Below are 22,581 nucleotides of genomic sequence, written 5' to 3'. Positions count from 1 at the left end.
CGCGCCGGCTCACCGCGCCGCCTGCCGCCGTCAGGCACGTTGCGTTATTCCCGCCGCTGACTTGAAAAAGGCCGATAATCGGCCCATCTGCGTGCTTTCCGCGCGCGTTTCCTTTTTCGGCCAGCCGTCATGCTCCTCCGCGACCTCGTCGCCCAATACGGGCCGCTTCTCGTCTTCGTCAACGTGCTCGCGGCGGCCATCGGGCTGCCGGTGCCCGCGATGCCGACGCTCGTGCTGTTCGGCGCGATGTCCGCGATGCATCCGGCGATGATCGGCTCGCAACTGGTCACGGTGGTCGTGCTGTCGGTGCTCGGCGCGCTGATCGGCGACACGGTGTGGTACCTCGCCGGCCGGCGCTTCGGCGGCACGACGCTGAAGACGATCTGCCGCCTGTCGCTGTCGCGTGACAGCTGCGTGAAGAAAACCGAACGCTTCTTCGGCCGCTACGGCGTGCGCGTGCTCGCCGTCGCGCGCTTCATTCCGGGGCTGTCGCTCGTGTCGGTGCCGATGGCCGGCGCGTTCGGCACGCGCTATCGCACGTTCGTCGGCTACGACGCGCTCGGCGCCGCGCTGTGGACGATCGTCGGGCTGATGGTCGGGCTGATGTTCGCTCGCCAGATCGACTGGCTGTTCGCCGGTGCGGGCCAGCTCGGCCGCGCGGCGCTGCTGGTGGCCGTCGCGGTGCTGGCCGTGTACGCGGCGATCCGCTGGATGCGCCGCCGCGCGCTGATCCGCCAGCTCGCGAGCGCGCGGGTCGGCGTCGACGAGCTCGACGCGATGCTGCGCGATACGTCCGCGCCGGTGGTCCTCGACGTGCGCTCGCCCGAGCACCGCAAGCTCGACCCGTTCACGATTCCCGGTGCGCAGTTCGCGGACGAACGCCAGATCAGCGACATCGTCGCGCGCTATCCGTTCTCGCAGAAGTTCGTCGTGTACTGCTCGTGCCCGAACGAGTTCACGGCCGCGTTGATGGCGAAGCGCCTGCTCGACGCCGGCTTCACCGATGCGCTCGCGCTGCGCGGCGGCCTCGATGCATGGCGCGATACCGGCCGCCAGCTCACGTCGCTCGTGGAAGAGATGCCCGCTGCGAACGATCCGGTCGCGGGGCTGCACAAGCCGGCCTGATCGCGTCGATCGAAGGCCGGCCGTGCGAAGTGGGGGCGCCTGCGCCCCCTGCGATCAGAACGCGTGCAGCGGCAGGTTCACGACCAGGCGGTACTCGGTGTTCGTCGCGTCCGAGTAGTGTGCCGAGCCGGCGTGCCACATCGCGATGAACGTGACCTTCGTGTCCTTCAGCTTGCCGCTCTGGAACGTGTACGACGGGATGAAGCCGAACTCGTGGTGACGGCCCTGCACCGGCGCGCCGTTGCTCCAGTAGATGCTCGACTTGCTCGGGTCGTTCGCCGCACCCGCGCTGCCGTCCGCCCCCCAGCCCGTCACGCCCCAGACCATTGCCTTGAAGCCCGGCAGGCCCGCTTCCTTGCCGTAGAACGTGTAACGCAGCTGCAGCGACTTTTCGTGCGGCGCGTTGTAGTCGACGTCCATCGAGTTGGTCAGGAAGATGCCGTTCGTTTCGTTCAGGTAGTCGAAGAACTGGTCGCCGAGCACCTGCTGGAAGCCGAGCAGCAGCTCGTGCGGGCCGTGCTGCGCGGCCAGCGACAGGCTGTATGCGTTGTTGTTGATCTTGCCTTGCAGCGCATCGCCCGTGTCGTGCGTCGAATAGACGTTGCCGAAGCCCGTCCACTTGATCGTCTGCGGGCTGCCGATGCTGTGCTTCACCGACGCGTAGTACTGGTGCCACACGTCGTCGGCCTGGTTCGCGTACAGCGCGATTTCGCCGTTCGGCGAGTAGTCCCACGTGCCGCCGACGTACGACAGGCGGTTGATGCGCGTGCCGCCGTATTGCGTCGTCAGGTTGGTGAGCGTCGTGTGACCGCGCGCGTCGGTCTTCGTGAAGCTGCCGGCCTCGAGCATCACGTTCTTGAATTCATTGCTGACGAGCGTCGCACCGAGGAACGTCGGCGGCAGCGCACGGTTGTCGTGCTGCTCCATGAACGGGTTGTCGACGGCCTGCAGACCGTACTTGACCACCGTGTTCGAGATGCGTGCCTTCACGTCGTAGATGCCGGGATAGGCCCAGGCGAGCTGGTTGCCGCCACCGCCGCCCTTCGCGATGTGCACCATGCTGCCGGCGCCCTGGCCACCGTCGAGCTTCAGCGCCGCATACAGCGATGCGTCGAAGCCGATACCGATCAGGCCCGTCGTGTAGCCCGACTCGAAGTTCGCCATCGCGCCCTGAACCCACGCGTGGCGATGCGGCCCGCCCTTGGCGTCGAGCGTGTCCGCATAGTTGCGGAACAGGAAGTTGAGATGGCTGTCGGCAATGAAACCCTTCGACTGCGACTGGGCCGACGGCTCGTCGGGCGGCGTGACGGCCTGGTTCGCTTCGGCGTTGATGATGGCGTTCGGGGTCGTTGCCTGCGCAACGGTCGTGCCCGGTGCGGCCTGCGCGACCGTCAGCGGCGCGGGGGCCGCGTCGTCGGCGTGCGCGACGCCCGTCAGCGAGACACCGGCGAGCGCCGGCAGCCCCCAGGCAAGCAGCATTTTCGATGCCGTCCCGATCGTCTTCTGTTTTTTCATCGTCATTCTCGTCTTGTGTTGATATCGTCCACGCCGGTTGCGATCCGCGCCCGGCCCCCCGGCGCGCCCGATTAAGGACGCGCCTGTACCCGCGGCGCGAAGATCGTTCGCGCCGCACCTACCCCTGTTGACCTGCCTTGGTTATGTTTGCTGCGTCACTTCAGCTCACGCCACACCCGCGCGGATGCACGCGACATGCGCGGCCGACCCCTGCCGAACTTCCGGCAGCGGCACGTCCTGCGCGCACGCGTCGATCGCGACCGGGCAGCGCGTGCGGAACGCGCAGCCGGACGGCGGGTTGAGCGGCGAGGGCATCTCGCCCGCCAGCAGCATCGGACGGCGAGCACGCTCGCGCGCCGGCTCCGGCGTCGGCGCCGCGTCGAGCAGCGCCTTCGTGTACGGGTGCTGCGGCACGCCGTACACGTCATGCCGCGTGCCGAACTCCATCACGCGGCCGAGATACATCACGAGCACACGCTGGCTGATGGCCTTCACCACCGCCAGATCGTGTGCAACGAACAGATAGGACAACGACAGTTCGCGTTGCAGGTCGCGCAGCAGGTTCACGATCTGCGCCTGGATCGACACGTCGAGCGCCGAGACGGGCTCGTCGCAGATCACAAGCTTCGGCTCGCCGATCAGTGCACGCGCGATGCCGACGCGCTGGCACTGCCCGCCGGAGAATTCGTGCGGATAACGCAGCAGGTGATGCGCGTTCAGGCCGACGCGTTCGAGCATCGTGACGACACGGCGGCGCACCTCGGTGCGGCCGAGGCCGGGCTGGTGCGTGACGAGCGGCTCCGCGACGACCTGTTCGATCGTCATGCGCGGATCGAGCGACGCGAGCGGATCCTGGAAGATCATCTGCACTTCGCGCCGCATCGTGGTGCCGCGCAGGTGATCGGGCGCCACGGCTTCGCCGCGCCATTTCACCGTGCCGGCCGTCATCGGCACGAGGCCGATCAGCGCGCGCGCGAGCGTCGACTTCCCGCAGCCCGATTCGCCGACGAGCCCGACGGTCTCGCCGCGCTTCACGTCGAACGACACGCCGTCGACGGCGCGCAGCGTCCCCTTCGGCGACCACGGATAGCCGCCGAGCGGCACGCGGAAATGCACTTTCAGACCCTCGACGGACAGCAGCGTGTCGTCCGTCGCGCCGGCTTGGCGGCGTTCATTGACGCTCATCGCAGACCTCCCGTCAGATCGGCCACCGGACGGTGGCACGCGCGCACCGCGCCCGCGGCGCCATAGGTTTCGAGCGCGGGGCGCGCCGCGCCGCAGCGTTCTTCCGCATACGTGCAGCGTTTCGCGAACGCACAGCCGGCCGGCGCGGTGCCGGGCATCGGCGGATTGCCGGGAATCGCGACGAGCGGCGCATCGTCCGCGTCGGTCAGGCGCGGCAGCGCGTTGAGCAGGCCGATCGTGTACGGATGCGACGGCGCCGCGAAGATCGATTCGGCCGGCGCGTATTCGACGGTGCGGCCCGCATACATGACCATCACGTCGTCCGCGAGGCCCGCGACCACGCCCATGTCGTGCGTGATCAGCACGATCGCGGTGCCGCGCTCGCGGTTCAGCTCGCGCAGCAGGTCGATGATCTGCGCCTGCACGGTCACGTCGAGCGCGGTGGTCGGCTCGTCGGCGATCAGGATTTCCGGTTCGGACAGCAGTGCCATCGCGATCATCACGCGCTGGCGCATCCCGCCCGAAAACTCGTGCGGATACATGCGGATGCGGCGTGCCGCGTCGGGGATCCGCACCGATTCGAGCGCCTCGATCGCGCGCTTCGTGGCTTCCTTGCGCGACAGCTTGCGATGCAGCTGCAGCGTCTCGGTCATCTGGCGCTCGATCGTCAGGAACGGATTGAGCGACGTCATCGGATCCTGGAAGATCATCGCGATCCGGTCGCCGCGTATCTTGTTCAGCGCGCGTGAATCCATCTCGAGGAGGTTGTCGCCGCGATAGCGCGCGGCACCGGTGGTCGTGCCGTTGCCGGCCAGCAGGCCGAGCATCGCCATCACGGTCTGGCTCTTGCCCGAGCCCGATTCGCCGACGATGCCGAGCGTCTTGCCGGCTTCGAGCGAGAACGACACGCCGCTCACGGCGTCCACCGGCGGCGCGTCCTTGCGCGTGAAGCGCACGCCGAGGTTGTCTACTTCCAGCAGTGCACCCATTTCAGCGATCCTTCGGGTCGAGCGCGTCACGCAGGCCATCGCCGACGAAGTTCACGCAGTAAAGCGTCACGCACAGCATGACGGCCGGGGCCAGCAACAGCCACGGCGTCGATTCCAGTTTCTGCGCGCCGTCCTGGATCAGCACGCCCCAGCTCGTCATCGGTTCCTGCACGCCGAGGCCGAGGAACGACAGCACCGATTCGGTCAGCACGATGCCCGGCACCGAGACCGTCGCGTACACGACGACCACGCCGAGCAGGTTCGGCACGATGTGGCGCCGCACGATCGACGCCGGCGTCACGCCGATCGCCCGTGCCGCATCGACGAACTCGCGGCTGCGCAGCGACAGCGTCTGGCCGCGCACCACACGCGCCATGTCGATCCACGAGAACGCGCTGATGGTCAGCACGACCAGCATGAACGAGCGGCCGAACAAGGTCATCATCAGGATCGCGATCAGCAGGTACGGGATCGCGTACATCATGTCGACGATGCGCATCATCACGGAGTCGACACGGCCGCCCGCGAAGCCCGCGGTCGCGCCCCATGCGACGCCGAACAGGCCCGACACGAGCGTGCCGAGCAGGCCGACCTCGATCGACACGCGGCCGCCGATCAGCGTGCGCACCAGCAGGTCGCGGCCGAGCTCGTCGGTGCCGAACCAGTGCTGGTTGGCCCAGGTCGGCGGCAGGCTGATCGAGCCCCAGTCGCTTGCCGAAGGATCGGCCGCGAGCAGCCACGGGCCGACGAAACAGGCAAGCGTGATGAGCGCGAGCAGCACGAGGCTGAACACGGCCGCACGGTTGTGAAGGAAGCGCGCCATCGCAAGCGCGAGCGGCGAGCGCGAACGCGGCGGCGAGTCGGTCTGCACGGGCAGGCCGACGACAGGTGTAGTCGGAGTCATCGCTGTGCCTCGCTCAATAACGGATGCGCGGATCGAGCCACGCGTACGCGAGGTCGACCAGCAGGTTGAACAGCACCGCGCAGACGGTCGTCAGCACGACGAGGCCGAGCACCAGTGTGTAGTCGCGGTTGATGGCACCGTTCACGACGAGCTGCCCGAGCCCCGGCAGCGCGAACACCGATTCGGTGACGACGGCCGCCGTGATCGACGTGATGCAGACCGTGCCGAACAGCGACACGACCGGCATCAGCGCGGGCTTCAGCGCATGGCGCAGCACGATCGTCGAGCCCGGCAGGCCCTTCGCGCGCGCGGTTCGGATGTAGTTGCTCGACAGCGTCTCGATCATCGAGCCGCGCATCACGCGCGCGAGCAGCGACATGTTGATGAAGGTCAGCAGCACGATCGGCAGCAGCCGGTACTGCCAGCCGCCGTCACCCCAGCCGCCCGCGGGCAGCCAGCCGTTGCCGGACGACGTCTTCAGCAGGATCGCGAAGATCCACACGAGCACGGGGCCGAGCACGAACGGCGGGATGACGTTGCCGAAGTTGCCGATCAGCATCACGAAGCGGTCGATGAAGCTGTCGCGGCGCACGGCCGCGACGGTGCCGAGCAGCACGCCGCACACGATCGAGATCGGGATCGACACGCCGCCCACGCCGAGGCTCACGGGCAGCGCCTTCTTCACGAGATCGTTCACCGACCAGTCGACGTAACGGAACGACGGGCCGAGATCGCCGTGCAGCAGCGCGTTCAGGTACAGCAGGTACTGCTTCCACAGCGGCTCGTCGAGGTGGTACTTCGCGTTCAGGTTCGCGAGCGTGGCCGCGGACAGCTGCTTTTCCGTATCGAACGGGCCGCCGGGCGTGAAATGCAGGAGCAGGTAGCAGACGGTGACGACCGCGAGGATCGTCGGCACCGCCCACAACGTGCGCCTCAGTGCGTAGGCCAGCATGATCGCTCCGCTCAGTGCTTGATCAGGTACATGTCCTGCGAAGCACGCATGTCGATCACGTTCTTCAGCGAGTAGCCGCCCACGTACGACTTCACGAGGCGGTCGGCCGAATACTGGAACAGCGGCACCATCGGCGTGTCGTTCAGCGCCGTGTCGTGCGCCTGCGTGAGCAGCGCGGCGCGCGCCTGGTCGTCGAGCTTCTGGTTGCCTTCGTCGACGAGCGTGTCGACCTGCTTGTTGCAGTAGCCGACGGTGTTCTGCGCGCTGCCGCAGCGGATCAGGTCGAAGAAGGTCATCGCGTCGTTGTAGTCGGCGAACCAGCCGTCGCGCGCGATCTGCACCTTGCCGTCATGCCGCTGCTTCATCAGCACCTTGAATTCGACGTTCTCGAGCTTCGTGTTGACGCCGAGCTTCGTGCGCCACTCCGATGCGGTGAACAGCGCGACCTTCTTGTGCAGGTCGTTGGTGTTGTACGTGAGCGTGAACGACAGCGGCTTCGCGTCCGAGTAACCGGCCTGCTTCAGCAGGTCCTTCGCGGCCGCGATGCGCTTGGCCATCGGCCACGACGCCCATTCCGGCGTAAACGGTTGCTGCACGCCCTTCGTGCCGTTCGGCATCAGGCCGTACATCGGCTTCTCGCCGGCCTGCGTGAGCTTCGACGTGAGCACGTCGCGATCGATCACCATCGACAGCGCCTGGCGCACGCGCTTGTCCTTCAGCGCCGCGTCGCTGTTGTTCAGGTAGTAGTAGTACGTCGCGAGCTGCAGGCCCTGGCGAAGCTCGCCGCCGAACTGCTTGCTGACCTGCTGGAAGATGCCCGACGGGATCGAGTAGCTGTAGTCGATCTGGCCGGCCTGGTACATGCGCATCGCGGTTTCGTCGCTTTCGATCGGCAGGTACGTGACCTTGTTGATCACGACCTTCGGCGCGTTCCAGTACTTCGCGTCCTTCGTCGCCACGATGCGGTTGTTCGGCTGCCAGTCGACGAGCTGGTAGGCGCCGTTGCTGACGATGTTGCCCGGGCGCGTCCATGCATCGCCGAACTTCGCGACGACGTCCTTGTTCACCGGCACGAGCGGCGCCATCGCGGTCAACTCGGGGAAGAACGCGACGGGCACGTCGGTCGTCACTTCGAGCGTGTACGGATCGACCGCGCGCACGCCGAGCGTCGACGGCGCGGCCTTGCCCGCGATGATGTCCTTCGAATTCTTGATGAACTCGACGAGGATCGTGTATTTCGAGCCCGTCTTCGGATCGACGAGGCGCTGCCACGAATAGACGAAATCGGCGGCCGTCACCGGCTGGCCGTTGCTCCACTTCGCGTCACGGCGAAGCTTGAAGATCCACGTCGTCGGCGACTTGCGCTCCCACGACAGCGCGACGCCCGGCACGACCTGGCCGGCCGCATCGATGCGGGCCAGCCCTTCGAACAGGTCGAGGCCGATCGTGTTGCCGGTCCACGACTCGATGTGCGCGGGGTCGAGCGATTCGACTTCGGCGGGCACCTGTCGCGTCAAGTCCTGTTGAGGCGCGAGCGCGACGTTCGACGGAACGGTAACGGCGTGGGCGGCAGGCGTCAGGGCGAGCGCGGCCAGCACGGCCGACATGGCATGCAAGGATTTCATCGTGGCAGTCTTGAGAAAGGTTGTTCGGTGAGCGTCGCGCGGCGGATGCCGCGGATTACGCTTGAGACGCTGACGGGCGCAGCGATTGAGGAGGCCCGTGATTCTCGTATTGCATTTTAGTATTCCTTACGTTTCTTTCGACAGGTATTCCGTCTTCGAAACGAAGGAATACCTGTGCGTTAGAACAGCCTCGGTGTACCGACCCAGACCACCACCGACTCGATCTTCGCGGTGTTGACCCAGCTGTGCGGGACCGTCGACTGATAGTGCGAGCTGTCGCCGGCCTGCAGGACGAACGTCTTGCCTTCCAGCGTCAGCGACACTTCCCCTTCAATCACATACAGGAACTCCTCTCCTGCATGTGTCGTCACCTCGGACCGCTTCTGCCCCGGCGGCATCCTCACGAGGATCGCCTCCAGCTGGCGCCCTTCGGATACGTTCGTCAGCCGCGCGAACAGGTTCGCCGAATCGGCAAACCCGAAGAAGCGCAGCTGCTCGCCTCGGCACACCGAGCGTTCCTCGCTCGGCGTATCCACGAAGTACTGCACCGTCACACCGAGCGCGTGCGCGATACCGGCCAACGATGTCAGCGACGGCGACGCGAGCCCGCGTTCGACTTGAGACAGAAACGGCTTCGAAATCCCCGCGGCGGTAGCGGTGTCGTCGAGCGTGCGCTTGAGTCGTTGGCGCAACGCGCGAATCTTGCTGCCCAGCGCGGCAGCATCTGCAGCCCGCGAGTTTTCAGTGGGGGGAACCATAGCAGGCCGAAAAGTGATCGTCAAAAAATGTTTGATGGAAAATAACTAAGTTAGAACGATATAGCTTAGTCTTCGGGTTCGCCCACGTCTTCGGTGTCAAGCCCGGTGCACTAAACGGGACACGAAGCGAGCGAAACGACGCGCTATCTTGCCAGACTCGCCGGCTTCACAGGCAAGCTGCAAGCGGCTCTCCGGGAATCTTCGGAGGACCTGCACGAAAGCTTACAAATAGATGATGAGACGAATGTTCCTGAAAGCTGCTGCCACATTGGGAGTTTCCCTAGGTGGCAGACACCTGACGCACCGGACCGGCAGCCGTTACCATGCGCGCGCCGGTCGGGGCCCCTCTCCGCCATTCCCGGCGGAGTCAGACCCCGGCCCGGGCTAACCGCCCGACTGTTCCATCGCCAGCACGTAGCCTACCCGGCCCCATTGTGCACCGGCGCCAGTTCGACCCCAAAAAGACGACGCGTGATCCGTGCCGTCCGTTTCAAACGAGATTGATGATGCAACCACCCGTTTCACAAACCCGATCGTTCACGACGGTCTTCCTCATCGAAATGTGGGAGCGCTTCGGCTACTACGGCATGGCCGCGCTCCTGGTCCTCTTCATGGTCGACCGGCTCGGTTTCACCGACAGCCATGCGAACCTGACCTGGGGTGCGTTCACCGCACTCGTCTATGCGGCGCCGTCGATCGGCGGCTGGATCGGCGACAAGGTGCTCGGCGCGCGTCGCACGATGATCATCGGCGCGGCCGTGCTGTGCGCCGGCTACCTGATGCTGTCGGTCCCGAACGATCAGCTGACGTACATGTACGCGTCGCTCGGCGTGATCGTCGTCGGCAACGGCCTGTTCAAGGCCAACGCGGCCAACCTCGTGCGCCGCATCTATGAAGGTGACGACGCGCGCATCGACAGCGCGTTCACGATCTACTACATGGCGGTCAACATCGGCTCGACGGTGTCGATGCTCGCGACGCCGTGGATCAAGGATCACTGGGGCTGGCACGCCGCGTTCGCGGTCTGCTGCGGCGGCATGCTGCTCGCGATCCTCAACTTCATGCTGATGCATCGCACGCTCGCGCACGTCGGTTCGCTGCCGGACGACCAGCCGATCCGCTGGAAGCGCCTCGGCGCGGTCGCGCTGGGCGGGGTCGGGCTCGCGCTGATCACGCTGTACGTGCTGCAGCACAAGCAGCTCGCCGTCGCCAGCGTGTGGACGGCAGCGTTCGCGATCCTCGCGATCTTCGCGTACATGATCGCGAAGTCGGAGCGCTCGGAGCGCGCGGGCCTGATCGCGGCGCTCGTGCTGATCGGCCAGGTGATCCTGTTCTTCATCTTCTACGTGCAGATGTCGACGTCGCTGACGCTGTTCGCGCTGCGCAACGTCGATCCGCGCTTCATGCTGTTCGACACGACGCTGTTCACGTGGAGCGCCGCGCAGTTCCAGGCGCTGAACCCGATCTGGATCATGCTGCTGAGCCCGGTGCTCGTGTGGGTGTACAACGCCGTCGCGAAGAGCGGCCGCGACCTGCCGGTCGCCGCGAAGTACGCGCTCGGCTTCGGCGCGGTGGCCGCCGGCTACCTGGTGTTCACGATCAGCGGCCGCTACGCGGTCGACGGCCGCGTGTCGTCGTGGTTCATGGTGTGGGGCTACGGCCTCTACTCGCTCGGCGAACTGCTGGTGAGCGGCCTCGGCCTCGCGATGATCGCCCGCTACGTGCCGGCGCGCATGAGCGGCTTCATGATGGGTGCGTACTTCGTCGCGACCGGCGTGTCGCAGTATCTGGGCAGCGTCGTCGCGAACTTCGCGCAGATGCCGTCGCACGAACTGCCGGCCACCGAATCGCTGCCGCTGTACCTGTCGCTGTTCGAGAAGCTCGGCTGGCTCGCCGCGGTCGGCATGGTGCTCGCGCTGCTGCTGCTGCCGCTGATGAACCGCCTGTCGCGCCAGCACCAGCGTTGTGCGGAAGCGCGCCGCGAAGAAGCGCCGCAGGCGCAGGGCGTCGCCACCGCGCAGTAAGTAATATCCCTCGGCGTGCGGCGTGCACGCCACATTCTCCCGCCAGGCACGCGAACGCGTCCTACACTGGTTGCAGGAAGCGCATCCGCTTCGCGAGATGCGCACTGGCGGGAGAAGACGATGAAAAGCAAAGCAACGCGGCTCTTGAGGATACTGTCGGACATCCGGCACGCTCAGCGCTGCACCGCGATACGTGCCGCGCGCGCCGCGGCCGAAGCCGACGCGGTACTCGCGGAACGCGACGAGCCGGCGCCCGACGAACGCGACGACACCGAATCCGACGACGCCACCCCCGTTCCCCGCTCCCGTATCGACTCACCTCACTGACGCCGCGCGGCACGCTCCGTGCCGCACGCACTGCGTCCCGCGCCGCTCACGCGGCCGCGCCGCGCCACCGCGCGATCCACGATCCCGAGCCGGCCACGGCCATCATCAGCCCGAGCGCGCACGCGTCGGCCACGAGGCCTACGCCGACGTGCCGCAGATCCGCGCTGCGCACGACCGGATGCAGCAGCGAATCGATGACGAGCGAGATCGCCGCGCCCGCGACGAAGCAGATCAGCCCGCGCTGGCCCACGGCCACGACGGGCCGCACGCCCTGCGCGATCCGCGCGATCCAGCCGAAGCGCACGCAATCGGCCATCAGCCACGCGATGGCCGCGAAGCTCACGACGCGCGGCAGCGCGAGATCGCGCTTGAACACGCCTTCCGGCAGCGGCAGCCCCGAGAACAGCTTGTAGCTCGCGCAGCCGAGCACGACCGCGCATGCGAGCCCGGTCGCGGCGGCCCCCCAGCGCCCGAGCGCGATGTGCCGGTAGAACGGCTGGCAGCGCGCGAGCACGCCGGCGACGAACATCAGTTGCCACGCGAACGGATTGAAACTCCAGCGGAATCCGTCGGCATCCAGCAGCTCGGGGCCGAGCCAGCCCGCCGTCAGCCACGACGCGACGCTGAGCGCAACCAGCAGCCACGGATGCCGGCGCGCGAACGGCACGAGCACCGGCGACGCGAGCGCGAACAGCACGTACATCGGCAGCACCGACGCGAGATAGGGCTGGCGCTGGAACGTCAGCAGTTCGGCTGCGCCCGTGAGCGGCGACGCGAGCATCACGCTGACGTCGTCGAGCGCGAGGTTCGGCGCATCGATCCCGTAGTGATCGAGCACGGCCGACACGACGAGCATCAGCGTCGAGGTCGCGAGAAACGCACGGTAGATCTGCATCGCGCGGCGCACGAAGCGCTTTTGCGCGGCGCGCGCGCCGTGCCGCTCGGCAATCGCGCCATAGGCGCTCGCGGTCGCGAAGCCGCCGAGAAAGACGAAGACCTCGGCCGCATCGCACAGCGCGAACGCGTGCAGCGTGACGCGCGACAGCACGCTCGCGCCGATGTGATCGACGACGATCATCAACAGCACGATGCCGCGGAAGAAATCGACTTCGATCAGGCGGCCGCCGCGCGACGGTGGAAACGTGGCGGAAGGCGGCGGGCTCAACGACATGAGCACACCTGCACGACGGCGGTGCGATACGCACCGGAGAATGGATCGAGGAGCGGAAGGCGAGCGCGATCAGCGGCGATACGCGTATGCCCGCATCGCGCCAACCCGGCCGGCCAGGCACGGAGATGACCGTTCATTGAAAGGCTGCATACGAAGGGAAGTCGGTAAGGCCAGTCTAATGGCCGATCCGGGGAGACCCTAAGTAACAAAGTGCAACCGAATCTTCTGTTCGATTACAGGCGCGGGCCTTGTCGGGCAAGGCAGGCAGCGTCGCCAGACTCGCGCCAGCGCGACGCCAGGTTGCGGTCAGCATCGATGGGTTCGACCGCTGCGGCGTGATTGTCTTGCGAGGCGCGACGCGGCACGCCGCATGCAGCCGCCGCGTCGCGATCGACGTTTATCCGCGCGCGGGCAGGCGCCGCATCAGCATCGCGCTGTGCCACGCGGTGAGCGCGACGGCGACCCAGATCGGCCCGTACGTCGCGAGCTTCGCGATGCTCAGCGTCTCGCCGAGCAGCAGCAGCGACACCGCGACGAGCAGCACGGGTTCGACGTAGCCGAGAATCCCGAACAGCGCCATCGGCAGCATCCGGCTCGCCTTCAGGTAGCTGGCGAGCGCGAGCGTGCTGAGCACACCGAGGCCCGGCAGCAGCACGGCCCACAGCACCGCGTGGTCGGCCACCTGCGTCGTGCTCGTCGCGACCATCGCGAACGCGATCGGGCACAGCAGCACGATCTCGACCGCGAACGCGGCGAGCGAATCGGCGTTGATCCGCCGGCGCAGCACGAAATACGGCGGATAGCCGAGCGCGACGACGAGCGTCGGCCACGCGAACGCGCGCGTCGCCCACACTTCGTGCGCGACGCCGAGCGCGGCGCACGCGACCGCCGCCCATTGCAGCGGATCGAGCCGTTCGTGATAGTAGAAGCGGCCGACGAGCACCATCGTCAGCGGCAGCAGGAAATAGCCGAGCGACACTTCGAGCATGCGGCCGTGCAGCGGCGCCCACAGAAACAGCCACAACTGCACGCCGAGCAGCGCGGCGCTCACGGGCAGCGCAATCAGCAGGCGCCAGTCGCGCACGCTGCGCCGCAGGAGGTCGACGAGCGCGGGCCAGCGGCCGCGCAGCGCGATCAGCGCGAGCGCGCCCGGCGCGGTCCACAACACGCGCCATGCGAAGATGTCGAGCCCCGTAAGCGGCGCCAGCAGTTTCGCGTAAGCGGACATCAGCGCGAACAGTGTCGACGCCATCACCGACAACACGAGGCCGCGCCCGGCCTCCGGATACCCCGTCATGATCGTTCCGCGCCTCTTCTTATTGCTGCTGGAAGCGCTCGAAGCGTTTCTCGGTCTTGCGTTCCTCGAACGTCACCTCGGTCACGCGCGCGGCCGGCGGCCCGTGGCGCAGCCACGCGAGCATCCGGTCGATCTGCGCGCCGGGGCCCTGGATCATCGCCTCGACGGTGCCGTCCTCGAGATTCGCGACCCAGCCGCGCAGCTTCAGCGCATGCGCCTCGCGCACCGTCGCATGACGGAAGCCGACGCCCTGCACGACGCCGCGCACCCGCACGTAGTAGGTCTCGATCCGTTCGTCCAGTTCATTGCGGCTCATCGCGGCGCCCTCCCGTTGCATTCAAGCCCGGCATTGTAGTCGCGTCGGCCGCTTCGCACACGGGCCGGAGCCGCTTCGTGCCCGTCACGGCCTGGCGTCGCCGCCCGCGCCGACCACGTACAATCTCGCCGATGCTCAACCGCCGCGCCGCCCGCGCGCGGCCCTGAAGGAAACGCATGACTGATACCTCCCGCGATCTCGTTCTCGTCACCGGCGCATCCGGCTTCGTCGGCTCGGCCGTCGCGCGCATTGCGCAGCAGAAGGGCTATGCGGTGCGCGTGCTCGTGCGCCCGACCAGCCCGCGCACGAACGTGGCGGATCTCGACGCCGAGATCGTCACCGGCGACATGCGCGACGAGGCGTCGATGCGCGCCGCGCTGCGCGGCGTGCGCTACCTGCTGCACGTGGCGGCCGACTACCGCCTGTGGGCGCCCGATCCCGACGAGATCGAGCGCGCGAACCTCGAAGGGGCCGTCGCGACGATGCGTGCGGCGCGCGCGGAAGGCGTCGAGCGGATCGTCTATACGAGCAGCGTCGCGACGCTGAAGGTGACGAGCGCCGGCGATCCGTCCGATGAAAACCGGCCGCTCACGGCCGAGCAGGCGATCGGCGTCTACAAGCGCAGCAAGGTGCTGGCGGAACGCGCGGTCGAGCGGATGATCGCCGACGAAGGGCTGCCGGCCGTGATCGTCAATCCGTCGACGCCGATCGGCCCGCGCGACGTGAAGCCGACGCCCACCGGCCGCATCATCGTCGAAGCCGCACTCGGCAAGATTCCCGCGTTCGTCGACACGGGGCTGAACCTCGTGCATGTGGACGACGTCGCGCACGGCCACTTCCTCGCGCTCGAGCGCGGCCGGATCGGCGAGCGCTACATCCTCGGCGGCGAGAACCTGCCGCTGCAGCAGATGCTGGCCGACATCGCGCAGATGACGGGCCGCAAGGCGCCGACGATCGCGCTGCCGCGCTGGCCGCTCTACCCGCTCGCGGTCGGTGCGGAAGCGGTCGCGAAGTTCACGAAGAAGGAGCCGTTCGTCACCGTGGACGGGCTGCGGATGTCGAAGAACAAGATGTATTTCACGTCCGCGAAAGCCGAGCGCGAACTCGGCTACCGGGCGCGCCCGTACCGTGAAGGGCTGCGCGATGCGCTCGACTGGTTCGGCGCCGCGGGCTACCTGAGGTAACACAAAGCGGCGTGCTTCACGCCGCTTTGCGCACTTTGTTACACGTCGCGCGCGGCCCGCTACCGGCGCAGCGGTTAAAATCGCGGGTCTTACGCAGAGAAGACACGCATGAACCTGAACGATCAGATCGCTTCGCTCGCCACGGGCGTCGATCAGCTCCTCCACGATCACCACGCCGCGCAGCAGGCGGCCCGCAGCGCCGAAGCCTTCGCGCGCGCCGCGGCAGCGGAGGCCCGGGCCGCGGCCGAGCGTCACGCCGCCGCGGAAGCCGAAGCGCAGGCCGCCGCACAACGCCACACGGCAGCAGCAGCCGATGCCGAGGCGGCGCAGCAGCGCCATGCCAGCGCGGCCGCCGCGGCCGAAGCCGCCGCCCAGCGTCATACCGATGCCACCGCGCAAGCCGAAGCCGCGTCGCAGCGCCATGCGGAAGCCACCGCGCTGACCGAAGCACTCGCGCAGCGTCATGCGGATGCCGAAGCGGCGTCGCAGCGCCACGCGGCAGCGATCGCCGAAGCCGAGGCCGCCGCGCAGCGCCATCACGCGGCTGCCACCGAAGCCGAAGCGGCCGCGCAGCGCCATGCAGCCGCGACCGTCGAAGCCGAGGCCGCCGCGAAGCGGCACGCGGAAGCCACTGCCGAAGCCGAAGCGGCCACGCAGCGTCTCGCGGCTGCCATCGCCGAAGCCGAAGCTGCCGCGCAGCGCCATACGGCTGCGATCAAGGAAGCCGAAGCGCTCGCGCAGCAGCACACGCAGGCGATCGCGGAAACGCAGGCCGCCGCGCAGCGTCATGCCGAGGCGACCGCCGAGGCCGAAGCCGTCACGCAACGCCACACCGAAGCGATCGCGCAGGCCGAGGCGGCCGCGCAGCGCCACGCCGATGCCACCGCGCAGGCGGAGGCCGTCACGCAGCGTCATGCCGAAGCGATCGCACAAGCCGAAGCGGCGGCGCAGCACCACGCGAAGGCCATCGCCGACGCCGAGGCGCTGGTCGAGGCCGTCGTCAAGGAAGCCGCGACGAGTGCAGTCCCCGCCACGGCAGTGGCAGCCGAAGTCGTCGAACCTGCACAGGCGGGTACGCCGGCGGCGGAACCGGCCGTGATCGCCCCCGCGGCGGCGGCGGCCGAAACGGTGGATGCAACGGCCGACGCTGACACGGCCATCGTCGCGACGGCGCAAGCCGAAACGCCGGTTGAAGCCGAAACGCCGGTTGAAGCCGACGTCGCCACCGCCCCGGCCCCGTCCGACAAAGCGACGCTGCACGTGTCGCGCCCGACGCAGAACGAACTCACGCTGACCATCAACGGCGAATCGATCACGCTGCATCCGGAACAACTGGGCCAGCTGATCGAGGAACTCGCGCATGCGCGTGCGTCGATGCAGCCCGAGCCGCCGCCCGGCATCCCGGCCGGCTGGCGTTTCGTGACGACGAAGAACCCGATGATGGCCGTGCAGAAGCAGTCGAATGGCGACCGCCTGCTGGTGGCCCGCCATACGGGCTACGGCTGGGTGCCGTTCACGTTCTCGCCGGATGTGGTGGTCCAGATGTACATGATGCTGACGCAGCGCTAAACGCCGGCAAGCCGCACCGCCCGCCGAGCAGGCACCGTCCAAAACGAAACAGCCCGACCGGTTTCCACCGATCGGGCTGTGTGCTTTCCGGCTGCCGGGAGGCACGCCTCCCGGGCAAGACTCAGCGATCCACCGGCGCCTGCACGCGCGCCTTCCACTGGCCGCCCTTGCCGCGCCAGTAGCGCCACGCGGACGCGAACGTCGCGCCGACGTAGAACAGCGCGACGAGCGGCAACGCCGGCGCCCACAGCGGCGAGCGCCGGTAGTAGCGCAGCATCGGCGCATACGCGGCGCACATCGACGCCCACGCGAGCCACGCCGGCCACGCGCGCGCACCGTACGCGAGCGCCGCGGCGGGCGGCACGAGATAGATGATCGTCATCCCGAGCAGCGTGCCGGCCAGCAGCAGCGGCGAGTAGTGCAGCTGCGTGAACGCGGTGCGCGCGATCATGTTCCAGATGTCGCGCCAGCTGTCGTACGGGCGCAGCGACACGCTGCGGTCGGCCAGGTCGAGCCGGATCGGATGGCGGCCTTCGCCGCGATGCTTGATCTGCGCGGCAAGGCTGCAGTCGTCGATCAGCGCGCCGCGAATCGACTCGATGCCGCCCGCTTCCTCGAGCGCCGTGCGCTTGACGAGCATGCAGCCGCCCGCGGCGCCGGCCGTCCGGTTGCGCGGGTTGTTGATCCATGAGAACGGGTAGAGCTTCGCGAAGAAGAACACGAACGCCGGGATCAGCGCCTTTTCCCAGAACGAATCGCAGCGCAGCCGCACCATCAGCGACACGAGATCGCGGTTCTCGGCCTGCGCGCGCGTGACGAGCTGCGCGACGGCGTCGGGCGGATGGCCGATGTCGGCATCCGTCAGCAGCAGGTAGTCGGCCGGCAGGCCGAGCGTCTGCACCGCGGCGATCCCCTGCGACTGCGCCCACACCTTGCCCGACCAGCCGGCCGGCAGCGGCTTCGCGGCCAGCACCGTCAGCCGGTCGGCGCGGTTGATCGCGAGCGCGGCCGCGCGGGCCGCGTCGGCGGTGCCGTCGTCGCTGTGGTCATCGACAATGATCAGATGAAAGTCGCCCAGGTAATCCTGCTCGAGCAGCGAAGTCGCCGCCCGGGCGATCACGTCGGCCTCGTTGCGCGCCGGCACGACCGCGACGACGGCCGGCCAGCCGGCCTCGGCCGCCGCGCCGCGCGCCTCGGGCGGCAGCGGCCGCGCGGGCACCGCGCGCCAGAAGCCGCCGCGCGCGACGAGCAGCACGATCCAGATCATCAGCGACACGCCGGACACCAGGAATGCAAGAACCAGCATCATCGGCGCGCCTCCTGTCGGGCGCCGGCATCGGCAAAATAAATAGGGGTCGGGAACAAAAAACCCGAAACCGCACCGGCGGACGGGCAATACGCGTAAGAATCGACGGTCATCGAATGGCCTTGAAATGAGCGCGACGCCAGGCAGCCGGAGCGGCTGCCCGCGAAACCGCGTAGTTTACTGGGTTCCGCGCGCGCCAGCGCCGACGCGGTTCTCCCGCAAATGCAACACGCCGGACACAGCACCAGAGCAAGGACTTCCCGATAGAGTTAAAATGCGCGATTAATTCGGGGTTCCGGGGCCTGGCCGGCCGGTTCGTTCCTGCCTTCATAACATCAAGCCGGGGCGAGCAAGCGCGTGCCAAGCGCCTCGAACCCCGGCGTCTGTCGTCGGAGTTCGCTCACTTATGCGAGTCATCCTTGCCCAGCCCCGCGGCTTTTGTGCGGGGGTTGTCCGTGCGATCGAGATCGTCGATCGCGCGCTGCAACAGCACGGTGCGCCGGTCTATGTGCGTCATGAGATCGTGCATAACCGGCATGTCGTCGAAAATCTGCGTAATAAAGGGGCCCGATTCGTTGAGGAACTCGACGAGGTGCCCCACGGCGCTGTCGCGATCTTCAGCGCGCACGGTGTCGCCCAGACGGTCGAGCGCGACGCGGAAACGCGCGGGCTCGACGTACTCGACGCCACCTGCCCGCTCGTCACGAAAGTGCACGTGCAAGGCCGCCAGTATGTCGCGGCGGGCCGCCGGCTGATCCTGATCGGCCATGCGGGCCACCCGGAAGTCGAGGGGACGATCGGCCAGATTCCGGCCGAGGTGATCCTCGTGCAGAGCGAAGCCGAAGTCGCTACGCTGACGCTGCCCGTCGACACGCCGGTCGCGTACATTACGCAGACCACGCTGTCGGTCGACGATACGCGCGGCATCATCGAAGCGCTGCAGCGCCGGTTCACCGACCTCGTCGGCCCGGACACGCGCGACATCTGCTACGCGACGCAAAATCGCCAGGCCGCCGTGCGCGAGCTGAGCGAACAGGTTGACGTGCTGCTGGTCGTCGGTGCGACGAACAGCTCGAACTCGAACCGCCTGCGCGAGATCGGCACCGAAAGCGGTGTGCCGAGCTATCTCGTCGCCGACGGTTCGGAAGTCAAGGCCGAATGGTTCGCGAATGCGAAAACCGTGGGCCTGACCGCCGGGGCGTCCGCGCCCGAGGAGATGGTCGAAGATGTCATCGGCGCGTTGCGCGCGCTGGGTCCCGTCGACGTCACGACGATGGCGGGCCGTGAGGAAAAAGTCGAATTCAAGCTGCCGGCGAAGCTCACGCAAGCTGTCGCCCGCGAAGTTTAAGGAGGACATCTCTTGTCTATTCCGCTGCTCCAGCAAGTCCGCGTCGGCGCGTACATCACGCGCCAACACCTGTCCGGCAACAAACGCTATCCGCTCGCGCTGATGCTCGAGCCGCTGTTCCGCTGCAACCTCGCGTGCAACGGCTGCGGCAAGATCGATTACCCGGACCCCATCCTGAACCAGCGTCTGTCCGTCCAGGAATGCCTGGAAGCGGTCGACGAGTGCGGCGCGCCGATCGTGTCGATCGCGGGCGGCGAGCCGCTGCTGCACAAGGAAATGCCGGAAATCGTCCGCGGCATCATGAAGCGCAAGAAGTTCGTCTACCTCTGCACGAACGCGCTGCTGATGGAAAAGAAGATGGACGATTACCAGCCGAGCCCGTACTTCGTCTGGTCGGTCCACCTCGACGGTGACGCGCAGATGCACGACCACTCGGTGTCGCAGGAAGGCGTGTACGACAAGGCGGTCGCGGCCATCAAGGAAGCGAAGCGCCGCGGCTTCCGCGTGAACATCAACTGCACGCTGTTCAACGATGCGATCCCCGAGCGCGTCGCGAAGTTCTTCGATACGCTGAAGCCGATCGGCGTCGACGGCATCACCGTGTCGCCGGGCTACGCGTACGAGCGCGCGCCGGATCAGCAGCACTTCCTGAACCGCGACAAGACGAAGAACCTGTTCCGCGAAATCCTGAAGCGCGGCGAAGGCGGCAAGCGCTGGTCGTTCAGCCAGTCGTCGCTGTTCCTCGACTTCCTGGCCGGCAACCAGACGTACAAGTGCACGCCGTGGGGCAACCCGGCGCGTACGGTGTTCGGCTGGCAAAAGCCGTGCTACCTGGTCGGCGAAGGTTACGTGAAGACCTTCAAGGAACTGATGGAAGACACGAACTGGGACAACTACGGCGTCGGCAACTACGAGAAGTGCGCGGACTGCATGGTCCACTGCGGCTTCGAAGCGACCGCCGTGATGGACACGATGGCCCATCCGCTGAAGGCGTTCGCCGTGAGCCGCAAGGGCATCAAGACCGACGGCCCGTTCGCTCCGGACATTCCGATCGACAAGCAGCGCCCGGCCGAGTACGTGTTCTCGCGTCACGTCGAGATCAAGCTCGAGGAAATCCAGCGCGCCGGCAAGGGCAAGCTGCAAAAGGCGGCGAAGCCGGCAGCCGCAGCTTAAGCGCGTTTCGCCACGCGGAGGCCACGCCTCCGCGCCGGCGGGAAAAGATGAAGCGCCACGGAGTCCGCTCCGTGGCGCTTTTGTTTTGGGCCGCGGTTTTGCCTCGCGTTTCGCCGTCACCGTATCGATTGCCGCGACAGCCACGCCTGCGCTGAATCAGCGCGACTGTGTGGGCTGCGCCGGTGCGGCCGGCCCTGTCTCCTCCATCCTCCCTGCGAAACCGGTGCGACGCTACGCGGCCAGCGATTCGGCCGCATGCAGGCGCATCTTCTGCGCCGCGCCCGCGACGAGCGCCGGCTGGCCGCTCGATGCAAACGCGCAGACGTGCTCCCACAGCTCGGCCAGCCGATGCCGCTTGAGCGTCGTGACGCACGTGTCGTGCGCCGCGAGCACCTGCTCGAGTACCGCGCATTCGTCGTCGCGCAGCGTCCATGCGCCGCTTTGCGCCGCGCGCGCCACGCCCGTATCGAGCGCACGCTCCGCGTCGACGCACAGGTCGATGTCCGCATCTGCAAACACCGCATCGTCGAGCGCCAGGAACACCAGGTAGACGCTCGTGCGCAAGCGCATCAGCAGCGCCTCGCTGCCATGCCCGCTACGCAGCGCGACGAGCGCCATGTGGCATTTCAGCGAGATGTCGCGCGCATGCACGGGCGGCAGCGGCAGCAGCCACTCGCGGGTCAGCGGCACGTGGCGACGGTTCTTCCGGGCGCCCTTCATGATGGGCTCCCGTCGGCAGGCGCATCGCTCGCGTCGAAAGCCGGCCATGCGATGCGGCACCCAACGGCGTCGCGGCGCGCATCGCGCGGATGCTTCGCACGACGCCGCGCGTCGTGCCCATCGTCGCGCCGTTGCGTCGCTCGTGCGTCCGGCGGCCGGCGCGGCGCCGACGCGCGCACGCCGCCGCCGGCAAATCGGATCGTGCAAGGCATGCTCGTCTCCTGCATCAGAACGTGTTCTCGCCCTTCAGGTAGTACGCGGTCTTCACGAAGAACGCCTTGACCGGATGGCCGCCCTGCACGTCGCGCGCGGCGCGCGCCTCCATCGCGGCACGCGCTTCGCGCGACCGGTCCGGCACCGGGTTGTGAATACGTTCGAGCGCACGCTGCATCGCGAGCGGATAGTTCTGGTTGCCGGCCGACGTCGCGCGATAACCGGCGCGCGTCATCTGCATCAGTTGCGCGTCGGTTTCGGCACGCGCCGCCGACCAGCTCGACAGCGACGCATTCGATGCGCCGTCGATGACGGCGGACTGAGCGAAACTGACGGCGGGCAGCGCAGCGAGTGCGCAGGAAAGTACCGCAACGGGAACGAGGGATCGCATAGTGGCCTCCAGGTGGTTGTCCCCGCATCGATCGTGTTCGACGATGCGTTGAAACCATCGTATGACGCGCTGCATTCCGTATGAATAGCCGATTCTGCAATTGATATTTTCGGTGTCGACACCCGGTGCGCAAATCGCGTCATGCGCGAATCCCGCCAAACAGGCATTTCTTTATTTCATTCAACGCCCTGATCGCGTTTGTTCAGACGATCCGAAGCAGCGCACGCCGCGCTTTTTCAATTTCGGAAATGACATGTTGCCGATGCGATCACCACCGGCGCACCCGCCGACAAGGCTTCCGGCGTGATATCGCGCGTGCGGATACCCCAATCGCTGGGCCCATCTAATCGAACGTTTCTCGTGATTCAGGACAAGTCATCGCGTCCGGATTGCCGGATCGAGACACGACGCGCACGGCAATGACGCGCGATAATCACGCATCGGCCGTTTCGCACGGCACCTCATGCATTCCCATTCTCATCGAGTCCT

The 22,581-nt window shown here is 67.3% G+C and carries 20 protein-coding genes; 7 read left to right on the top strand and 13 right to left on the bottom strand.

All coding sequences use genetic code 11. The features are described 5' to 3' along the window. Positions 1-129 precede the first annotated feature (129 nt). On the top strand, positions 130-1,125 hold the full coding sequence (locus tag CFB43_RS18260; protein WP_089496012.1) for a DedA family protein/thiosulfate sulfurtransferase GlpE: 996 nt from the start codon (positions 130-132) through the stop codon (positions 1,123-1,125). Positions 1,126-1,179: 54 nt separating this feature from the next. Here CFB43_RS18260 and CFB43_RS18255 read toward each other — a convergent pair whose 3' ends face one another. The 7 genes from CFB43_RS18255 to CFB43_RS18225 all read right to left on the bottom strand — a co-directional run bounded on the left by CFB43_RS18255 (position 1,180) and on the right by CFB43_RS18225 (position 9,053). After that, positions 1,180-2,640, bottom strand: coding sequence for an OprD family porin (locus tag CFB43_RS18255; protein WP_089496172.1), 1,461 nt, complete (start codon positions 2,638-2,640; stop codon positions 1,180-1,182). Positions 2,641-2,805: 165 nt separating this feature from the next. After that, on the bottom strand, positions 2,806-3,825 hold the full coding sequence (locus CFB43_RS18250) for an ABC transporter ATP-binding protein (RefSeq protein ID WP_179254851.1): 1,020 nt from the start codon (positions 3,823-3,825) through the stop codon (positions 2,806-2,808). Next, positions 3,822-4,814, bottom strand: a complete 993-nt coding sequence (locus tag CFB43_RS18245; protein WP_089496011.1) for an ABC transporter ATP-binding protein — start codon at positions 4,812-4,814, stop codon at positions 3,822-3,824. Before CFB43_RS18245 ends, CFB43_RS18250 begins: the two co-directional genes overlap by 4 nt. 1 nt (position 4,815) lies before the next feature. After that, positions 4,816-5,718 (bottom strand): ABC transporter permease, encoded by a 903-nt coding sequence (locus CFB43_RS18240; RefSeq protein WP_089496010.1) that lies wholly within the window; start codon positions 5,716-5,718, stop codon positions 4,816-4,818. 13 nt (positions 5,719-5,731) lie between these two features. Further along, on the bottom strand, positions 5,732-6,670 hold the full coding sequence (locus CFB43_RS18235; RefSeq protein ID WP_089496009.1) for an ABC transporter permease subunit: 939 nt from the start codon (positions 6,668-6,670) through the stop codon (positions 5,732-5,734). Positions 6,671-6,681: 11 nt separating this feature from the next. Further along, on the bottom strand, positions 6,682-8,295 hold the full coding sequence (locus tag CFB43_RS18230) for a peptide ABC transporter substrate-binding protein (RefSeq protein ID WP_089496008.1): 1,614 nt from the start codon (positions 8,293-8,295) through the stop codon (positions 6,682-6,684). Between the two features lie 179 nt (positions 8,296-8,474). Next, positions 8,475-9,053, bottom strand: coding sequence for a cupin domain-containing protein (locus tag CFB43_RS18225; protein WP_069252724.1), 579 nt, complete (start codon positions 9,051-9,053; stop codon positions 8,475-8,477). A gap of 503 nt (positions 9,054-9,556) precedes the next feature. Here CFB43_RS18225 and CFB43_RS18215 point away from each other — a divergent pair. Next, complete coding sequence (locus tag CFB43_RS18215; protein WP_089496007.1) at positions 9,557-11,077, top strand: peptide MFS transporter; 1,521 nt, start codon at positions 9,557-9,559, stop codon at positions 11,075-11,077. Positions 11,078-11,197: 120 nt separating this feature from the next. Continuing rightward, positions 11,198-11,404: a hypothetical protein gene (locus CFB43_RS18210; protein WP_089496006.1), complete on the top strand. Its 207-nt coding sequence runs from the start codon at positions 11,198-11,200 to the stop codon at positions 11,402-11,404. 46 nt (positions 11,405-11,450) lie between these two features. On the opposite strand, the gene CFB43_RS18205 is transcribed toward CFB43_RS18210, so the two are convergent. The 3 genes from CFB43_RS18205 to CFB43_RS18195 form a co-directional block, all read right to left on the bottom strand. Beyond that, the gene (locus CFB43_RS18205) at positions 11,451-12,575 is read right to left on the bottom strand and encodes an OpgC domain-containing protein (RefSeq protein ID WP_089496005.1); all 1,125 of its coding nucleotides are present in this window, start codon (positions 12,573-12,575) and stop codon (positions 11,451-11,453) included. A 397-nt stretch (positions 12,576-12,972) separates the two neighbouring features. Further along, positions 12,973-13,872 carry an EamA family transporter RarD gene (gene rarD, locus CFB43_RS18200; protein ID WP_089496004.1) on the bottom strand — a complete coding sequence of 300 codons (900 nt, stop codon included), beginning with the start codon at positions 13,870-13,872 and terminating at the stop codon, positions 12,973-12,975. A 19-nt stretch (positions 13,873-13,891) separates the two neighbouring features. Continuing rightward, positions 13,892-14,188: an acylphosphatase gene (locus CFB43_RS18195; RefSeq protein WP_069253069.1), complete on the bottom strand. Its 297-nt coding sequence runs from the start codon at positions 14,186-14,188 to the stop codon at positions 13,892-13,894. A gap of 176 nt (positions 14,189-14,364) precedes the next feature. Between CFB43_RS18195 and hpnA the strand changes: the two genes are divergently transcribed. Both hpnA and CFB43_RS18180 read left to right on the top strand, forming a co-directional pair. Continuing rightward, entirely contained in the window at positions 14,365-15,372 is a 1,008-nt protein-coding gene (gene hpnA / locus CFB43_RS18185) for a hopanoid-associated sugar epimerase (protein WP_089496003.1), read from the top strand. A 108-nt stretch (positions 15,373-15,480) separates the two neighbouring features. Further along, positions 15,481-16,941 (top strand): phage tail protein, encoded by a 1,461-nt coding sequence (locus CFB43_RS18180; protein ID WP_089496002.1) that lies wholly within the window; start codon positions 15,481-15,483, stop codon positions 16,939-16,941. A gap of 121 nt (positions 16,942-17,062) precedes the next feature. Here CFB43_RS18180 and CFB43_RS18175 read toward each other — a convergent pair whose 3' ends face one another. Continuing rightward, positions 17,063-18,250 carry a glycosyltransferase gene (locus tag CFB43_RS18175; protein ID WP_089496001.1) on the bottom strand — a complete coding sequence of 396 codons (1,188 nt, stop codon included), beginning with the start codon at positions 18,248-18,250 and terminating at the stop codon, positions 17,063-17,065. Positions 18,251-18,653: 403 nt separating this feature from the next. Here CFB43_RS18175 and ispH point away from each other — a divergent pair, with 403 nt between their 5' ends. Next, a complete protein-coding gene (gene ispH, locus CFB43_RS18165) occupies positions 18,654-19,595 on the top strand; it encodes a 4-hydroxy-3-methylbut-2-enyl diphosphate reductase (RefSeq protein WP_089495999.1) in 942 nt (313 codons plus the stop codon). Between the two features lie 12 nt (positions 19,596-19,607). Further along, positions 19,608-20,768: an adenosyl-hopene transferase HpnH gene (hpnH, locus tag CFB43_RS18160; protein ID WP_039349540.1), complete on the top strand. Its 1,161-nt coding sequence runs from the start codon at positions 19,608-19,610 to the stop codon at positions 20,766-20,768. A gap of 231 nt (positions 20,769-20,999) precedes the next feature. Here the strand turns inward: hpnH and CFB43_RS18155 are convergent, their stop codons facing one another. Next, on the bottom strand, positions 21,000-21,488 hold the full coding sequence (locus tag CFB43_RS18155) for a hypothetical protein (RefSeq protein WP_089495998.1): 489 nt from the start codon (positions 21,486-21,488) through the stop codon (positions 21,000-21,002). A 226-nt stretch (positions 21,489-21,714) separates the two neighbouring features. Continuing rightward, on the bottom strand, positions 21,715-22,092 hold the full coding sequence (locus CFB43_RS18145) for a hypothetical protein (RefSeq protein ID WP_089495997.1): 378 nt from the start codon (positions 22,090-22,092) through the stop codon (positions 21,715-21,717). Between the last annotated feature and the right edge of the window lie 489 nt (positions 22,093-22,581).

The sequence above is a fragment of the Burkholderia sp. AU15512 genome, from assembly GCF_002223325.1.
Taxonomy (GTDB): Bacteria; Pseudomonadota; Gammaproteobacteria; order Burkholderiales; family Burkholderiaceae; genus Burkholderia.
This window is presented reverse-complemented; position numbering and strand designations above follow the sequence as displayed.

What these genes read in the sequence shown, in the direction of transcription:
- CFB43_RS18240 (WP_089496010.1), bottom strand. Translation starts at nt 5,718, where the DNA reads ATGACTCCGACTACACCTGTCGTCGGCCTGCCCGTGCAGACCGACTCG.
- CFB43_RS18225 (WP_069252724.1), bottom strand. Translation starts at nt 9,053, where the DNA reads ATGGTTCCCCCCACTGAAAACTCGCGGGCTGCAGATGCTGCCGCGCTG.
- CFB43_RS18210 (WP_089496006.1), top strand. Translation starts at nt 11,198, where the DNA reads ATGAAAAGCAAAGCAACGCGGCTCTTGAGGATACTGTCGGACATCCGG.
- CFB43_RS18260 (WP_089496012.1), top strand. Translation starts at nt 130, where the DNA reads ATGCTCCTCCGCGACCTCGTCGCCCAATACGGGCCGCTTCTCGTCTTC.
- CFB43_RS18195 (WP_069253069.1), bottom strand. Translation starts at nt 14,188, where the DNA reads ATGAGCCGCAATGAACTGGACGAACGGATCGAGACCTACTACGTGCGG.
- CFB43_RS18175 (WP_089496001.1), bottom strand. Translation starts at nt 18,250, where the DNA reads ATGATGCTGGTTCTTGCATTCCTGGTGTCCGGCGTGTCGCTGATGATC.
- ispH (WP_089495999.1), top strand. Translation starts at nt 18,654, where the DNA reads ATGCGAGTCATCCTTGCCCAGCCCCGCGGCTTTTGTGCGGGGGTTGTC.
- CFB43_RS18250 (WP_179254851.1), bottom strand. Translation starts at nt 3,825, where the DNA reads ATGAGCGTCAATGAACGCCGCCAAGCCGGCGCGACGGACGACACGCTG.
- CFB43_RS18255 (WP_089496172.1), bottom strand. Translation starts at nt 2,640, where the DNA reads ATGAAAAAACAGAAGACGATCGGGACGGCATCGAAAATGCTGCTTGCC.
- CFB43_RS18230 (WP_089496008.1), bottom strand. Translation starts at nt 8,295, where the DNA reads ATGAAATCCTTGCATGCCATGTCGGCCGTGCTGGCCGCGCTCGCCCTG.
- hpnA (WP_089496003.1), top strand. Translation starts at nt 14,365, where the DNA reads ATGACTGATACCTCCCGCGATCTCGTTCTCGTCACCGGCGCATCCGGC.
- CFB43_RS18215 (WP_089496007.1), top strand. Translation starts at nt 9,557, where the DNA reads ATGATGCAACCACCCGTTTCACAAACCCGATCGTTCACGACGGTCTTC.
- CFB43_RS18205 (WP_089496005.1), bottom strand. Translation starts at nt 12,575, where the DNA reads ATGTCGTTGAGCCCGCCGCCTTCCGCCACGTTTCCACCGTCGCGCGGC.
- CFB43_RS18155 (WP_089495998.1), bottom strand. Translation starts at nt 21,488, where the DNA reads ATGAAGGGCGCCCGGAAGAACCGTCGCCACGTGCCGCTGACCCGCGAG.
- rarD (WP_089496004.1), bottom strand. Translation starts at nt 13,872, where the DNA reads ATGACGGGGTATCCGGAGGCCGGGCGCGGCCTCGTGTTGTCGGTGATG.
- CFB43_RS18145 (WP_089495997.1), bottom strand. Translation starts at nt 22,092, where the DNA reads ATGCGATCCCTCGTTCCCGTTGCGGTACTTTCCTGCGCACTCGCTGCG.
- CFB43_RS18235 (WP_089496009.1), bottom strand. Translation starts at nt 6,670, where the DNA reads ATGCTGGCCTACGCACTGAGGCGCACGTTGTGGGCGGTGCCGACGATC.
- CFB43_RS18245 (WP_089496011.1), bottom strand. Translation starts at nt 4,814, where the DNA reads ATGGGTGCACTGCTGGAAGTAGACAACCTCGGCGTGCGCTTCACGCGC.
- CFB43_RS18180 (WP_089496002.1), top strand. Translation starts at nt 15,481, where the DNA reads ATGAACCTGAACGATCAGATCGCTTCGCTCGCCACGGGCGTCGATCAG.